The organism is Mesorhizobium alhagi CCNWXJ12-2 (assembly GCF_000236565.1).
In the GTDB taxonomy this organism is placed as follows: domain Bacteria; phylum Pseudomonadota; class Alphaproteobacteria; order Rhizobiales; family Rhizobiaceae; genus Allomesorhizobium; species Allomesorhizobium alhagi.
Genome location: NZ_AHAM01000057.1, coordinates 1 through 12350, shown reverse-complemented (window position 1 = coordinate 12350; position 12350 = coordinate 1). Strand labels below are relative to the sequence as shown.

The window sequence follows — 12350 nt, the reverse complement described above, 5'->3', positions numbered from 1 at the left end:
CGCGCATGACGTGCTGGAAGCCCCGGAGGCCCAGCATGTTCGATCGCAGCACCAAAACCCATGTCGCCCGAATCGCCCTGCGCCTGGCCGTCGCGCCGGCCGCGCTGCTGGCCGTTGCCGAGATCGAGAGCGCCGGCCAGGTGTTCGCCGTTGTCGACGGCAAGAACATGCCGCTGATCCGGTTCGAGGGGCACTATTTCGATGAGCGCCTGACGCCCGAGCAGCGCAAGACCGCCCGCGCGCAGGGGCTGTCCTCGCCGAAGGCCGGCGCCGTGAAGAACCCGCGCAGCCAGGCGGCGCGCTACAAGCTCCTCGCCCGTGCCATCCTCATCAACGCCCAGGCGGCGCTGGAAAGCTGCTCCTGGGGGCTGGGACAAGTCATGGGCGCGCATTGGAAGCGTCTCGGCTATGGCACCGTCTCCGAACTCGTGAACGACGCCAAATCGGGCGCGCTGGGCCAAATCGAGGTGATGGCGCGCTACATCGAGAAGTTCGGCCTGGCCGACGAGCTGCAGCGCCTCGACTTCACCGCTTTCGCCCGCGGCTACAACGGCAAGAACTTCCGCCAGAACGCCTACCACACGAAGATGGCGCAGGCCTATGCGCGCTACGCCGGCGGGGAAGCTCCCGTCTCGGCCGCCACGGGCATGCTCCGGATGGGCTCGAGGGGCGCAAAGGGGCCCGCGAGCTGCAGACGCTGCTGGTGCGTGCCGGCTACTCCGTCAAGGTCGACGGCGATTTCGGCGCCGCCACCAAGCAGGCGGTGATGATGTTCCAGTCGGGCGCTGGGCTGACCGCCGATGGCGTCGCCGGCCCCGAAACCATGCGCGCGCTGGGCGAATGGCGTCAGTCGGCCGAGGAGCAGCCCGGCGAAGTTCCGGTAAGCGAAGTCGACCAGGTGAAGGACGCCACCAAGGGCGGCGGCCTGCTGGTGCTCGTCGTGGCCGTGCGCGACCAGATCGCCGAAACCGCAAGTTACCTGACTGGCATCGAGGCGGAGACGTCGCAGACGCTCGCCAACGGCCTGATGGCAGGATCCGCGGCGCTGGGCATCGGCCTCGCCGCCTATGCGCTCTATGGCTGGTGGAAAAGCCGGCAGACGGACGAGGGGGACGTACCGGCATGAACGAGACAACCCCTGTGTGGAAACGCAAGAGTGCCTGGGCGCTCGCGCTGGGCTTCGTGGCGATCGGCGGCCTTGTCGTCGGCGCGTTCACCCTCGAGGACGCCGGCAGCATCGTCGAGCTCGCCGTGCGGCTGGCAAGCCTGGTGCTCTGATGGGCGGCGGCGGCAACGATCCCCGGCTTTGGGCTCGCATATTCGGCTTCATCGCGCTCGCTGTCGCGTGGCCGATGCTGCTGCTGATCGCCTTCGCCACCCTGGCTTCCGGTTGGCCGGATCCCCGGGTTGCGGTTGTTGCCGTGCTGGCGCTCGCGTTCGACACGCTGGGCCTCGTCATCCTCTGGCGGAGCTTCTGACGTGCTGGCCCGGCTGATTCCCCTGCCCTGGCTGATCGCGATCGCGATGCTCGTCGCCGGCGGCGCGCTGGGCGGCGCCTACCTGAAAGGCCGCGCCGATGGCCGGGCTGTCGTCAGCGACAAGCTCAAGGACGATCGCATCACGATCCTCAAGGACGGGAAGAAGGTGGACGATGAGGTTTTCAGCGCTGATGACCATTCTCTGTGTGCCCTTCTTGGCGGGTGCGGCCTGCCAAGCGACAAAGGGGCTGACTGACCCATGCGACGTTCTGGTGAAGCAAACACCGAGCCCCACCACCAATGCCTACCTGGTGGCGAACGATCGGCCATTCGCCGTCCAGGTGGCGCAGCATCGCGGGCGCTACACGGGCTATCGGTGTGGGGAATGATCTACGTACCTGCAAGGATGTTCTGATGACGCTCCACGAAATCCTTGTCAGCATGGGCATCAACCCTTCCGTGCTTGCCGCCGGCACCGCCGGCGGCATCCTGCGCGCGCTGTCACGCCGGCGCTTCAAGGTGCGCGAAATGCTCGCCTCGCCGGTCTGCGGGGCGCTGGCCGCCGCCTATCTCACTGAGCCGACAATCCACTACCTGCGCGCCGTGGGCTGGCCGCTGCCGCCCGACAGTGCCACGCTGGCGACGGAGCACGCGACGGCGTTCCTGATCGGTGTCATCGCCATGTGGATCGCCGACATCCTGTTCGAAGTCATCGTCAGACGCTTCAAGCCGCTCGATTCGGCCGATTAGGAGGAAACCATGGACACCAACAAAGCCGCCGTCATGGCGCTCTGCTCTTGCCTGTTCGGCTGCATCGGCTTGGTGGCAATGATCGCCTTCGGCGGCGACACGGCCCGCTACCTCGCCACCGGGTCGGCGTTCTTCGCCTGCGCCTCGCAGTTCGTCGGGCAGACGGGCGGCCGCCGATCCGGTCTGGTTTCGGTGGGGCTCGCTTATACCGGCTTCGCGCTGGCGTTGGGCGCACTGATCAAGTTCTAGGAACCGCGCCCGGCGGCACCGGGCAATCAAAGGAGAAACCCCGATGGCCTCGATGCGCGCCAAGATGCGAATTAGTTCAGTCACGCCGTACCCGCCGGCGCCGGAAGGCGCGCCGACGCAGGAAACCCTCAAGTTTCACGCCGTGGCGAAGGATGGCCCGTACCCGTCCGATGGCAGCGACGAAGACAACAGCTACGCGCGGTACTCGCCGTGTGGCGAGCTGTCGCTCACGGTCGCCAATCCGGCACTGATCGGCAAGTTCGCGGTGGGCGACAAGTTCTACCTCGACTTCACCAAAATCGACTAATCCGCGCCGGGCGGCTCCCCGGCATAGAAAGGAAAAAAGGCCCGCCGCGACGCGGGCCTTTTCACATGCCGAGTTCCTCGAGGAACGCGTCGAGACCTTCCGGCTTGTCCGGCGCGAGGAAAAGCGCCTTGATGTAGGTGTCCCAATGCAAATTGAGGCGCACAGACAGGGTGTCGCGGACCGCCCGCATCCTGCGAACCTTGATCTCATCGCCGGTCCGCGTAATGCGACGGTCCCATTTGCGAATTTCGCGCCAGTAGCCGCGATGTTCCTTTCGGGTGGCTTCCGGCAGGATCCGGAAGCACTTCCCGCAAATGATCTCGCCAGAGTGCTTGCCGGCGGCGAAGGTCCGCCGGCAGCGCGGATTGATGCAGCGGATTCGGTCAGTCACGCGGCTTCCAGTAGAGCGAGAACGACAGTGGTTTGGGGAGCAGCCAGATATGAAACATATCGGCCCCGTCGACCACTTCGGACTGCGGCGGATAGACCTCGACGGCCGTAGCCGTTTCCGAGCCGAGCTCGTTCTTGATCCGCTGCATTTCCCACCAGGTGGGACGCTGTTGCGACGCGCTTGTCACCGCTAGATGCACCACGCCTGACGGCAGCTGCCTCTCAAGCACGCAGAATACCCCGTTGCGGTGGGCGCGCGTGATTTCGCGCGTCCAGCCGCGGCCGCCCATCATATCGGGGGTGACGGGAACAACCTCCCACGGCCCCCATTTGCCGGTCGATCGCGCCCTCTGCTCGTCTTTGAGGATCTGCCTGCGCTCCTGGCGCGAGTAGCGCATCAGAATGTCCTGCATCATTCCGTCTCCGTTGGGCTGTCGGTGGCGGTCTTTTCGTGGGCCGCCACCATCTCGTCGACCCAGGCATTGATACCCGCGATGCCAACCTCGGATAGGAACCGGAGCCGCCCGTCAGGATAGCTTTCGTCCTCGGGGCTGCCGTTGCACGCATAGTCTCCGCTGGGGAGCTGGTACGACTTGCAGAGCTTCCCAGCCTCGTCGTCGGTCTTTGCGCCGCAAACGTCGCAGGCCCGATTCTCATAGTCGGGCTCGTCGAGCATCATCTGTTCAGTGCAGGTCCGCTTGACCTCATCCGCCTCGGCGTTCTGTCCATAATCGCAGTCGCCGCACACCTCGCATTCGTGGACGGGGACCGAGCAGCCGCAGTCGATGTTCTCACAGGCCGCATTACAGCCGCCGATGGATTTCCAACTATGGCCGATCTCGGCGCATGTTGCCGCCGCTGCCTCGCGCTCGAGGCGGGAAACTTCGGCCCGGGCCGCTTCCAACCTATCAGGGAGAGAGCCGGTCATGGTCGCACCGCCCGATAGAGATGCCCTGCGTACGCGCCAACGGCCTTCCAGTAGACCGCCATCGGTCCCTTGTTGCGCCGCCAACTTTCTTGGGCCCGCTGCCTCGCGTCGACTGAAAGGTCTCGCATCACGGCGGCGACAATCGCTCGCGTCTCCGGGGGCAACGCCAGTAGACGAGCGGTGGCCGGAAGCGAGAGCACGGGGTTGCGAACCTCTGGCGAGGATGATCTGTCAGTCACGATCCTCTCCTTTGCCGCGCCTAGTGGGTAGAGTGGCGGCCCCCCATTCGGCCCGGATTGCGGCGACGTGGCGAGTTACGGCCATCGCGCTAAGCTCGAGGCGCTCGGCAATCTCTGTCCGGGAAATGCCAAGACGGCTCGCAAGCAAGGCCCGCACTGCGGCTCGATTGCGCTCGCCAAGTTCAATCTGCTTGTGGTTCATTGCTGCCCTCCTCATTGGTGAGGGCGCGGGCGCGTCGCAAATCGCCCACGGTAAGGAAGCCGTGGTCGTACAGTTCGAAACTATCCGGCTCTCCATCGAAATCCTTTGCCGCGTCCGCAAACGGCGCCAGCGCGGCCAGCGCCTGCTTTTCGCGAGCCTCTGCGGCTTTAACGCCGGCAAGACAGCCTTCAACGAAAGCCATGTGGAACATGCTCAACTGATGCTTTCGAAAGCGATCCATGAGCGCATCGTCGGCCCATTTCGAGAATGTGGAGGTGACGGCGTTGGTGACGCGCTTGATGGCGTCGAGTTCTAGCCACGCCTCCGCGAGATCATCAAACTGGTCGGTGCCATGCCGATCGACAATTCCGGACCAGTTGACAGCTTCGTCCCGTTCCGCCTCTACGGCGCGAAGGTAGGACTCGGCCTTTTCGGTGCGGGCTACCCAATCACGGCAATGATCGCGCCACGTATCCAGTTCCGCCTGTTTCTCGCGAAGGGCTTCGGCGGCTTTCGCCATTGTCGTCTCTGCGGCGTCGATGTCGTAGAGTTCGGCCCCGCTTGATGTTTCGCCGCAAACGGCGACACCCGCCCGCAATTCGTCCACCATGTCGGCTACCCGGTCAGAAGGAAGACCGGCATAGGTGGCAGCATCGGCTTCGGCCTGAGAATACGGCCAATTCTTTTCGGCGTACTGGGTGGCAGTATGTTCTCCGGCGTAGCCGCCTGAGGCCGCGACAAAGCCCTCAAAATAAGCAGCCTTAATTGCACTAGCCGCATCGTCAGACGCGGTGGCTATGTCGCTGCCATATGGCTGGCAGGCGCACCGCTTTTCAGTCTGGTAGGTTTCGCCAGTTCCGCCGCAATCGGTGCAGGCTTGGTCTTGGGCGAGCATTTTCATTTTTTGTCTCCTACAGTCCAACCGATTAGACGGATATGTTCGTGGAACCCGCAGTCGCAGACCACGGAAGGAGAAACGCTGCCATCCTCGGCGATTTGGTGGTCGGCAGGCTCAAGCGAGCCGATTTGCTTGCACTTCGGGCAGCAAATGTTGGCTGTCGCGAAGCCATCGCGGATGGCTGGGCGCCAAGTCCCCGAATGAGGCCATGTATGTTTTTCAGATCGTGTGAAGTTGGCGCTCATTGGTCGCTCCCGGATTTGGGGCGGGCGGCAAGCAGGCGGGCCAAGCGTGGCAAGGAAGCGTTCGGTATTTCGCCTCCAAGCTCATTAGCGAACTCCTTCAAGATCACATAGTAATCGGCGGGAGCTCGGCCCCTCCCCTCCAGGCATGTGTCGCCGATAGGCTGTGGCGCTTCCCCCTCGACCGGGATCAGCCACTTGATCCCGTACACATGCACGATGTTCGTGCCGTCCTGCTGGAGCACCACGCCGCGCTTGCCGTCGAGCCGCTGATACTCGCCTATTTTCGTGCCAACGAAGCCGTCATGCTCGATGCGGTAGCGCTGGGGCGCTTCCCCTTGCTCTGCGAGGGCGGTGCGGGCGATTTCGTAAACCGCCACCGGGTTGGTGAGCGGCATGTCGCGGATTTCTTCTAGCGCTGCCGTCAGCGTTTCGACTTTGGCGCGGAGAGCTTCAAGTTGGGCTTCCTCCGCAATCGCCTTTGCGATGAGCTGTGATGCGATCTCCGTCCTCTCCTCGATCAGTGCAGGCTGTGGCGCTGGTGGGGTGGCGTAGAGGGCGACGCGCAGAGGGTCGTGATTTGGGTTTCCTGGGCCGCGCATGAGGACGTGAGTTTCGGCATCACTCCCCCGGAGAAATCTCTCAAATCCGGCAAGCGTCATGTAGGCGAATGGTTTCTCCGGTGCGCTAAGGCCGGCGATGGCGTCCCGGGCGCGACGGAAGTCACCAAGCGTGATGGGTGGATAGCCAGGCGAGAGTTTTAGTATGACATAGCTATCGGCATTCATTGCCTCGCGTGTGGCGCTTTGCATCCCGTTCGGCCCGTCGTGGTGTTCGATGAAGCGAGCGAACGGCTTCAGTGCCTCGGCATGGTCAGTCATATCGTCACCTTTGGAAATGAGTTGTGTTCGATGCCGTCGATGAGGCGGCCGGAGCGTTTCTTGCCGACGCGGGACATTGGCCGCATCTCCGGGTGGACTAGCCGCTCCCCGGGATAGGCCGGATGCCATTCCCGGACCCGCCCGTCCGGCAGTACGGTCGCCCCTTCGAAGCGCCATGGCTCGGGCACATCGGAGGACGGTAGCCACTCGCCGTTCTGCTTGTGGTGGAACGGCACTTCGGCGTCGGCGCAGTTGTCGCGGATATCTCGGACCCACCTCGGATGCCATGGACGGGCCTTGTGGCCGCCCTGGTCTGTTTCCCCGCCGGTGATGATCCAATCGATCCGGATAGCCTCGAACTGGCGAGGGTGCAGCGGATCATAGAACTCGTCGGACTTCATCGCCGGGAATAAGGCCCGCAGCGCTGGCGTGATTGGTGCCCTGCGCACCCACATCGGGCCGAGCAGCGGCTCCCCGGAAACGAACGCGAACGTCGGCCGCAGCATGTACTTCGCGACCGACAGCGCCGGGATGTTGATGTCCCAGCGCTTCTGGTCCTCGCAGGTAGTGCCGAGCGCACAGTTGGACGGTAGGCCGCCGGCGGCCTCGCTCATCTTCACCATGTTTTGCGGCCGCTTCGACAGAAACAGGAAGATCAGGTTCGGGCACTCGCGCGCCAGGTCGAACAGATCCTTGCGCCACTCCGGCGGCACCTGGTTGTCGAAGATGTCGGCGAGCGAGGCGCAGAAGATGAACCACTTCTCGCCGGCGGCCGCCGCCTGGCGCTGCCAGCGGCGTACCTTGTTCCAGTTCTGGACGCTGGTGCGGACCCGCTCGCCGTGCGGTCCCCACTGGACCTTGCCGTAGCGGAGATCCATCAGCGCCTCGGCGTAGCAGCCGTCGCAGGCCGGCGAGACTTTCGTGCAGCCCATCCACGGGTTGAAGGTGTGCTTCGCCCAGGAGATCGCGGTGTTTTCAGCCATTGGAGCCCTCCTGGCGCTGCTTTTCCTGCATGAAGTGGCGCAGCACCGCGTTGATGCGGGTCTGGTAGCCTCGGGCGCCGGCGTCCTTGAAGAAGGCCAGCACGTCGGCATCGAGGCGGAGCGATACCGCCCGTTTGGCGCGGTCGGGCGGAATCGCGACGTTGGACCAGTCGCAGGCCACGTCGTCAGGCTCGGGCTTGGGCTCCCCATCGGCAAGGGCGATGCGCCCGGCCGGCGTGAAATGGACTTCTCGGAGTTCCCGGCGTAGCCATTTCTTGCGGACAGCGACATCAACGGCTCGTTGCTCGTCGGGATCTTCGCGCACACCATGAAGCCACCCGCGCGGAATAAATCGCGCCAAGAACGCCCGCTGCGGTTCCGTCAGACCGTTGTTAGCGACCATCAGAACACCGGCTCTTCTTCTTCGCCGTCGTCGTACCGGTCCGGCGGCGCGATGTAGCGCTGCGCCGGCGCGTAAGGCTGGTTCGCCCGAAGCACGGTGGATTCGTCGGTGAGCGTCAGGGAGAAGATCGACGGGCCGCCATACCATTGCGTCACCCAGGTCAGCGACGGTTCCTCGGGCTTGCCCTCGGCGGCATCGAAGAGCGTCCGCGGTACCGTTGGCTTCGGCACGTCGATGCGCAGCATCTTGGCCCCGAACTTCTCCTCCTCGCGGACGCGGCCGTAGAGCTTGCGGTGGCCCATGATTTCGACGATCGCCCACTCGAAGGCGTCGTCGCCTGCCTCCGCAGGACTTTGCTCCGTCATCATCTTCTCCTTTTGAAGCCGCCGGTTGATTTGGGACGCTCGCCGTCGCGGACACGTGCGAGCCTGGTAATCGAACTCGGGAACACCTTGGCCGGCGCGATCTCGCCGCCGTTGCCGCCGGTGTAGATCCGGCGCTGGGTGGACGTGAAAACGCCGGTGGTCTCGCCTTCGAGCGCCAGCCGATCGGCCTCGTCCACCGCGTCGGGCAGCGCGGCGAAGTCCTCGACCTTCTCCGCCACGAAGGGCCGGAGCCACTTGACCACGCGATACTTGCCGATGGGGGCTTGGAAGGGGCTTTCGGTCAAACCGGAGCCCTCCAGACGATCGGCTGTTGATCGCGAGGTATCCGGTGCTTGCCGCGCGCCATGGGGTGCTTCGGCTTCCAGCCCTTGGTGGTGCCGAGGCAGATGAGCGTAAGCCTGTAGACCTGCAGGGCGCGATTGCAGAACCATTCGGCTCGGTCGTGATGGTCGCCGTGGTTGCCCCACGCCGCAAGCAGGCGGCCGCCATTGTCTCGAGCGTACTCCATGGCGTCGGCGATCGCTCGAGCGTTGCAGGGGCCGAACGGCTCGGACACCGCCATCATGTCCGCCGGCGACGGCGAACGGAACGCGAATAGGTTAATGACGAGCAGGCCGCCGTAGCCCCACAGCTTGCCGAAATGGATCAGCGCGAGGATGGTCGGATCGTTCTTGCGATGGTCCGCAGTCGAGGGATTGAGCATGCAGACGACGAGGAGCGGCAGATCGCTGTTCCAGACGCGGCGCAGCTCGGTGCGGTAGAGGCCGCAGTCGCTGATGATGGCCGACATCTCCATGTCGTCGAACAGGTCGGGCTGGGGCCGGATGCTCATTGCCCTTCGACCCCGGTTGACACTTCGGAAATTCTGTCGAGCACACCCGCGATCTCCTGGCAGAAACGCTCGACTGCTTCCGGTCGCGGGCTCCCTTCGGTGTCGTCGAGGATGTCGCGCGCCCAGCTCGCAGACCTGCTGGCAATCGACGCCGCATAGCGGGCGAATTGCACGTTGGTGAATGGCTTCCGGCGGGGCATCAGTTGAAGCCCTCGATCCAGCGCTCGACTGCTTGGACGTCGCCGCTGCAGGCCTCCCTCATGCCGATGATTGCAAGCCCGCCGCCGGCGAGGCCGGCCGTGGACGGGTGCTTCTGCACGTCGGACAGGAACGAGGCGACGGCGTTCCTGCAGTCGTCTCGATCGAGGTATTCCAGCGCCCGTTCCTTGCACCAGGCCAGATGGCGCTGGCGCTCCGTCAGCGGCTCGCCGGCGGCATCATCGGTCACGCCGAGCAGGCCGTCGCGCTCTGCCTTCGTCAGGAGGGCGAGCTCCTCGTCGGAAAAGGTTTCGGAGCGGGCCATCAGCAGCCCTCCCCTTCCGCACAGAAACCGCACAGAAACGTAGCGATGTTTCCGCGATGTTCTGGCTTTATGCGATGCGATTTCCCAATAAAATCAAGGAATCGCCTGCATTGACATTGCAGGGGTCACAGGTTCAATCCCTGTCACGCCCACCATCCCTTCAAAGAACCTGGCTCCTGGATCGCCCGAAATGCGCGCCAGTTTTTGCAATTCTGGGTAAGGCTTCGGTCTGGCCCATCGACTCGCGCGCGTGATCGTGCAAACCTTGGCGATGGGATCGGGGGATTCCGATAAGCGCTTATCCCTGCGGCCGGCCGGCGAGCTTTGCGAAAATGCGGAGCAAGTTACCCGGTAGCTGCTGCTATGGAAGGCTGGATCGGCTTCCTCCGACATATCTGGGGGGATGACCATGGCTGCGCCAATTACCGAAACGTTCGACGGCATTCCCTTGTCAGGAGACGGCGATCCCGACGACACCCGCAGCTTTGGCGATAGTCCGCGCATCGTCAATGGCTGGACGATAAATCTTCTTGATGCGGACGGGAATAATGCCCCCGGAGATGGGGGAACGCCTAGCTATCTGGATGTGACCGGTAACGCTGGTGACACAGTCCTTGTCGGCCCCGGAGACAATGCGCTTTCGGTCAATGGTTGGCTTGGTGTCGCGGCGCAGGCGCAGTTCTCGGCCACAACGGGCGAGGAATTTTGGCTTGAGAGCTTCGCAATCGTCAGCGGCGGCATGGCTCCGAATGCACAGCTTGTGGGTTATCGCGACGGCATTGCGGTGGCCTCTCAAAATTTTGAGGTGACATCGAGTGCCTCGATCATCTCGACATCGGGAGATGAGTGGAAGAACATCGACGAGTTTCGCATCGTCCAACAAGACGGCGCCTCCGACATCTCCTTCTTCATCGACGATATCACGGTTGCCAACGCCGTGCAGAATGTCGCCCCGGTCATCGGCAACCTCGGCGGCGACGGTGCTTCCTTCATCGAGGGCGGCACCGCCGTCCTGCTGGACGCCGGCGGCGATGCAACGGTCGTGGACAGCGATTCGCCCGATTTCGACGGCGGCAGCATCGTCGTCAAGATCACAGCAGACGGGACTCCCGGCGAGGACGTGCTGTCCGTTCGAAATGAAGGGAGCGGGGCGGGCCAGGTCGGCGTGAGCGGTTCCTCAGTGTTTTACGGCGCCGACAAGGTCGGCGACATGACCGGCGGTACCGGGACGAACGATTTGGTGATCAGCCTGAACGACCAGGCGACCCCGAACGTGGTGCAGGCGATCCTGCGCAAACTCATCTACGCCAACACCAACACGCTGGATCCGTCGACCCTCATCCGGGAGGTCCAGATCAGCGTCAACGACGGCGACGGCGGCAGCACCGCCCAGACCGTCACTATGAACGTTGTCAGCGTCAACGACGCGCCGACCGCGACTAACCTCACCCAAACAGTGACCTATACCGAAGATCCGGGCAGCAGTGTCGCGCTGAATGATATCGTCGTGTCGGACGTGGATGCTGGCGACACAATAACAGCCATCCTTACTCTCTCCAATCCCGCGGCGGGCTCGCTCCGCACCGGCACCTTTGGCTCGGCCACCTCAACCTACAATGCCGGTACCGGTACCTGGGCAGTTACCGGTTCCGTTGCCGATGTAAATGCTGCTCTGGCTGCCGTCGCGTTTACGCCTTCGGCGAACTGGGATCAGGACGTGACGATCGCAACGCGGATACGCGATGCTGCCAACACAGGACCTGCCGACGGGACAATTACGCTCGACGTCACGCCGGTCAACGACGCGCCCGTTGTCACGGCGCCGTCGTCCATCAACGTAACCGAAGATGTCCTCACCGCCCTGACCGGCATCAGTTTTGCCGATGTGGATGCGGGCGGTGGCGCGGTGACCGCGCGCTTCACTGTTGTGTCGGGTACGCTGACTGGCACCGATAGGCCGGGAGTAACGGTGACCGGCTCCGGAACCGGCACCCTGACCCTGCTCGGTAGCATTGCCGACATCAACGGCTTTATCGCGGATTCGGAGCTACAATTCCAGACCGCTCTCAATTCGACGTCGGACGTGCTGCTTACTGTACGCATCGACGATAACGGCAAAACCGGCAGCGGCGGCAATGAATTCTATGCTCAAGATTTGACGCTGTCCGTGACGGCGGTGAACGACGCCCCCGTCGTCAGCGTGCCGTCCAGTATCTCGGTCACCGAGGACGTGGCGAGTTCGGTCACGGGCATCAGCTTCAGCGATGCGGATGCGGGCGGTAGCAGCGTGACGGCAACCCTCTCAGTGGCGAGCGGCACGTTGGCCGCGACCAGTGGCGGCAGCGTGACTGTAGGGGGGACCAACAGTGCGATGACCCTGACCGGCACCATCGCCAACATCAATGCCTTCATCGGCGCCAGCAACGTTACATTTACGACTGCCTCCAACGTCACAAGTGACGTGACGCTCACGGCCGGCATCAATGATGGAGGCAATTCGGGCAGCGGCGGTGCACAGAGCGATAGCGACACCGTGACCTTGCAGGTCGCGGCGGTCAACGACGCGCCCGTTGTCACGGCGCCGTCGTCCATCAACGTCACCGAAGATGTCTTCACCGCCCTGACCGGCATCAGTTTTGCCGATGTGGATGCGGGCAGT

22 protein-coding genes are annotated in these 12350 nt (G+C 63.7%); 9 read left to right on the top strand and 13 right to left on the bottom strand.

The genetic code is table 11. The annotated features are described in order from the left end of the window. The first annotated feature begins 35 nt into the window (after positions 1 to 35). The 8 genes from MAXJ12_RS08125 (at position 36) to MAXJ12_RS08100 (ending at position 2784) form a co-directional block, all read left to right on the top strand. The gene (locus MAXJ12_RS08125; protein WP_008835325.1) at positions 36 to 767 is read left to right on the top strand and encodes an N-acetylmuramidase family protein; all 732 of its coding nucleotides are present in this window, start codon (positions 36 to 38) and stop codon (positions 765 to 767) included. Next, positions 704 to 1126, top strand: a complete 423-nt coding sequence (locus MAXJ12_RS34300; protein WP_008835324.1) for a peptidoglycan-binding domain-containing protein — start codon at positions 704 to 706, stop codon at positions 1124 to 1126. The genes MAXJ12_RS08125 and MAXJ12_RS34300 overlap by 64 nt, the downstream gene beginning before the upstream one ends. Further along, on the top strand, positions 1123 to 1278 hold the full coding sequence (locus MAXJ12_RS37550) for a hypothetical protein (RefSeq protein ID WP_008835323.1): 156 nt from the start codon (positions 1123 to 1125) through the stop codon (positions 1276 to 1278). Before MAXJ12_RS34300 ends, MAXJ12_RS37550 begins: the two co-directional genes overlap by 4 nt. Next, a complete protein-coding gene (locus MAXJ12_RS08120; RefSeq protein ID WP_008835322.1) occupies positions 1278 to 1478 on the top strand; it encodes a hypothetical protein in 201 nt (66 codons plus the stop codon). The genes MAXJ12_RS37550 and MAXJ12_RS08120 overlap by 1 nt, the downstream gene beginning before the upstream one ends. A 1-nt stretch (position 1479) precedes the next feature. Beyond that, complete coding sequence (locus MAXJ12_RS08115; RefSeq protein ID WP_008835321.1) at positions 1480 to 1734, top strand: hypothetical protein; 255 nt, start codon at positions 1480 to 1482, stop codon at positions 1732 to 1734. Positions 1735 to 1892: 158 nt separating this feature from the next. Further along, positions 1893 to 2228, top strand: coding sequence for a hypothetical protein (locus MAXJ12_RS08110; RefSeq protein WP_008835320.1), 336 nt, complete (start codon positions 1893 to 1895; stop codon positions 2226 to 2228). Between the two features lie 9 nt (positions 2229 to 2237). Continuing rightward, complete coding sequence (locus MAXJ12_RS08105; protein ID WP_008835319.1) at positions 2238 to 2477, top strand: hypothetical protein; 240 nt, start codon at positions 2238 to 2240, stop codon at positions 2475 to 2477. A gap of 43 nt (positions 2478 to 2520) precedes the next feature. Further along, complete coding sequence (locus MAXJ12_RS08100; protein WP_008835318.1) at positions 2521 to 2784, top strand: hypothetical protein; 264 nt, start codon at positions 2521 to 2523, stop codon at positions 2782 to 2784. Between the two features lie 61 nt (positions 2785 to 2845). Here MAXJ12_RS08100 and MAXJ12_RS08095 read toward each other — a convergent pair whose 3' ends face one another. The 13 genes from MAXJ12_RS08095 to MAXJ12_RS08035 form a co-directional block, all read right to left on the bottom strand. After that, complete coding sequence (locus MAXJ12_RS08095) at positions 2846 to 3175, bottom strand: hypothetical protein (protein ID WP_008835317.1); 330 nt, start codon at positions 3173 to 3175, stop codon at positions 2846 to 2848. Beyond that, positions 3168 to 3590, bottom strand: a complete 423-nt coding sequence (locus MAXJ12_RS08090; protein ID WP_244421458.1) for a DUF7694 domain-containing protein — start codon at positions 3588 to 3590, stop codon at positions 3168 to 3170. Before MAXJ12_RS08090 ends, MAXJ12_RS08095 begins: the two co-directional genes overlap by 8 nt. After that, positions 3587 to 4102: a hypothetical protein gene (locus MAXJ12_RS08085; protein WP_139043824.1), complete on the bottom strand. Its 516-nt coding sequence runs from the start codon at positions 4100 to 4102 to the stop codon at positions 3587 to 3589. Before MAXJ12_RS08085 ends, MAXJ12_RS08090 begins: the two co-directional genes overlap by 4 nt. A 421-nt stretch (positions 4103 to 4523) precedes the next feature. Then, on the bottom strand, positions 4524 to 5444 hold the full coding sequence (locus tag MAXJ12_RS08075; RefSeq protein WP_008835313.1) for a hypothetical protein: 921 nt from the start codon (positions 5442 to 5444) through the stop codon (positions 4524 to 4526). After that, complete coding sequence (locus MAXJ12_RS36590) at positions 5441 to 5686, bottom strand: hypothetical protein (RefSeq protein ID WP_139043822.1); 246 nt, start codon at positions 5684 to 5686, stop codon at positions 5441 to 5443. The genes MAXJ12_RS08075 and MAXJ12_RS36590 overlap by 4 nt, the downstream gene beginning before the upstream one ends. Then, positions 5683 to 6564 (bottom strand): hypothetical protein, encoded by an 882-nt coding sequence (locus tag MAXJ12_RS08070; RefSeq protein ID WP_008835312.1) that lies wholly within the window; start codon positions 6562 to 6564, stop codon positions 5683 to 5685. The genes MAXJ12_RS36590 and MAXJ12_RS08070 overlap by 4 nt, the downstream gene beginning before the upstream one ends. Beyond that, the gene (locus tag MAXJ12_RS08065) at positions 6561 to 7547 is read right to left on the bottom strand and encodes a DUF5131 family protein (protein WP_008835311.1); all 987 of its coding nucleotides are present in this window, start codon (positions 7545 to 7547) and stop codon (positions 6561 to 6563) included. Before MAXJ12_RS08065 ends, MAXJ12_RS08070 begins: the two co-directional genes overlap by 4 nt. Beyond that, a complete protein-coding gene (locus MAXJ12_RS35055; RefSeq protein ID WP_244421457.1) occupies positions 7540 to 7872 on the bottom strand; it encodes a BrnA antitoxin family protein in 333 nt (110 codons plus the stop codon). The genes MAXJ12_RS08065 and MAXJ12_RS35055 overlap by 8 nt, the downstream gene beginning before the upstream one ends. A gap of 77 nt (positions 7873 to 7949) precedes the next feature. Beyond that, a complete protein-coding gene (locus MAXJ12_RS08055) occupies positions 7950 to 8315 on the bottom strand; it encodes a hypothetical protein (RefSeq protein ID WP_040585412.1) in 366 nt (121 codons plus the stop codon). Further along, positions 8315 to 8620, bottom strand: a complete 306-nt coding sequence (locus MAXJ12_RS08050) for a hypothetical protein (RefSeq protein ID WP_008835308.1) — start codon at positions 8618 to 8620, stop codon at positions 8315 to 8317. The genes MAXJ12_RS08055 and MAXJ12_RS08050 overlap by 1 nt, the downstream gene beginning before the upstream one ends. Beyond that, a complete protein-coding gene (locus MAXJ12_RS08045) occupies positions 8617 to 9168 on the bottom strand; it encodes a DUF1643 domain-containing protein (protein ID WP_008835307.1) in 552 nt (183 codons plus the stop codon). Before MAXJ12_RS08045 ends, MAXJ12_RS08050 begins: the two co-directional genes overlap by 4 nt. Beyond that, positions 9165 to 9368 (bottom strand): hypothetical protein, encoded by a 204-nt coding sequence (locus MAXJ12_RS08040; protein WP_008835306.1) that lies wholly within the window; start codon positions 9366 to 9368, stop codon positions 9165 to 9167. Before MAXJ12_RS08040 ends, MAXJ12_RS08045 begins: the two co-directional genes overlap by 4 nt. After that, complete coding sequence (locus MAXJ12_RS08035) at positions 9368 to 9691, bottom strand: hypothetical protein (RefSeq protein ID WP_008835305.1); 324 nt, start codon at positions 9689 to 9691, stop codon at positions 9368 to 9370. The genes MAXJ12_RS08040 and MAXJ12_RS08035 overlap by 1 nt, the downstream gene beginning before the upstream one ends. 409 nt (positions 9692 to 10100) lie before the next feature. Here MAXJ12_RS08035 and MAXJ12_RS08030 point away from each other — a divergent pair. Beyond that, positions 10101 to 12350, top strand: a 2250-nt coding sequence (locus MAXJ12_RS08030) for a beta strand repeat-containing protein (protein ID WP_008835304.1), incomplete at its 3' end; no start/stop codon positions are given.

Coding starts and splice junctions, on each gene's coding strand:
- MAXJ12_RS08045 (WP_008835307.1), bottom strand. CDS start 9,168: ATGAGCATCCGGCCCCAGCCCGACCTGTTCGACGACATGGAGATGTCG.
- MAXJ12_RS08120 (WP_008835322.1), top strand. CDS start 1,278: ATGGGCGGCGGCGGCAACGATCCCCGGCTTTGGGCTCGCATATTCGGC.
- MAXJ12_RS08040 (WP_008835306.1), bottom strand. CDS start 9,368: ATGCCCCGCCGGAAGCCATTCACCAACGTGCAATTCGCCCGCTATGCG.
- MAXJ12_RS36590 (WP_139043822.1), bottom strand. CDS start 5,686: ATGAGCGCCAACTTCACACGATCTGAAAAACATACATGGCCTCATTCG.
- MAXJ12_RS08055 (WP_040585412.1), bottom strand. CDS start 8,315: ATGACGGAGCAAAGTCCTGCGGAGGCAGGCGACGACGCCTTCGAGTGG.
- MAXJ12_RS08070 (WP_008835312.1), bottom strand. CDS start 6,564: ATGACTGACCATGCCGAGGCACTGAAGCCGTTCGCTCGCTTCATCGAA.
- MAXJ12_RS08065 (WP_008835311.1), bottom strand. CDS start 7,547: ATGGCTGAAAACACCGCGATCTCCTGGGCGAAGCACACCTTCAACCCG.
- MAXJ12_RS08105 (WP_008835319.1), top strand. CDS start 2,238: ATGGACACCAACAAAGCCGCCGTCATGGCGCTCTGCTCTTGCCTGTTC.
- MAXJ12_RS08090 (WP_244421458.1), bottom strand. CDS start 3,590: ATGATGCAGGACATTCTGATGCGCTACTCGCGCCAGGAGCGCAGGCAG.
- MAXJ12_RS08100 (WP_008835318.1), top strand. CDS start 2,521: ATGGCCTCGATGCGCGCCAAGATGCGAATTAGTTCAGTCACGCCGTAC.
- MAXJ12_RS08035 (WP_008835305.1), bottom strand. CDS start 9,691: ATGGCCCGCTCCGAAACCTTTTCCGACGAGGAGCTCGCCCTCCTGACG.
- MAXJ12_RS08125 (WP_008835325.1), top strand. CDS start 36: ATGTTCGATCGCAGCACCAAAACCCATGTCGCCCGAATCGCCCTGCGC.
- MAXJ12_RS08085 (WP_139043824.1), bottom strand. CDS start 4,102: ATGACCGGCTCTCTCCCTGATAGGTTGGAAGCGGCCCGGGCCGAAGTT.
- MAXJ12_RS08110 (WP_008835320.1), top strand. CDS start 1,893: ATGACGCTCCACGAAATCCTTGTCAGCATGGGCATCAACCCTTCCGTG.
- MAXJ12_RS08075 (WP_008835313.1), bottom strand. CDS start 5,444: ATGAAAATGCTCGCCCAAGACCAAGCCTGCACCGATTGCGGCGGAACT.
- MAXJ12_RS37550 (WP_008835323.1), top strand. CDS start 1,123: ATGAACGAGACAACCCCTGTGTGGAAACGCAAGAGTGCCTGGGCGCTC.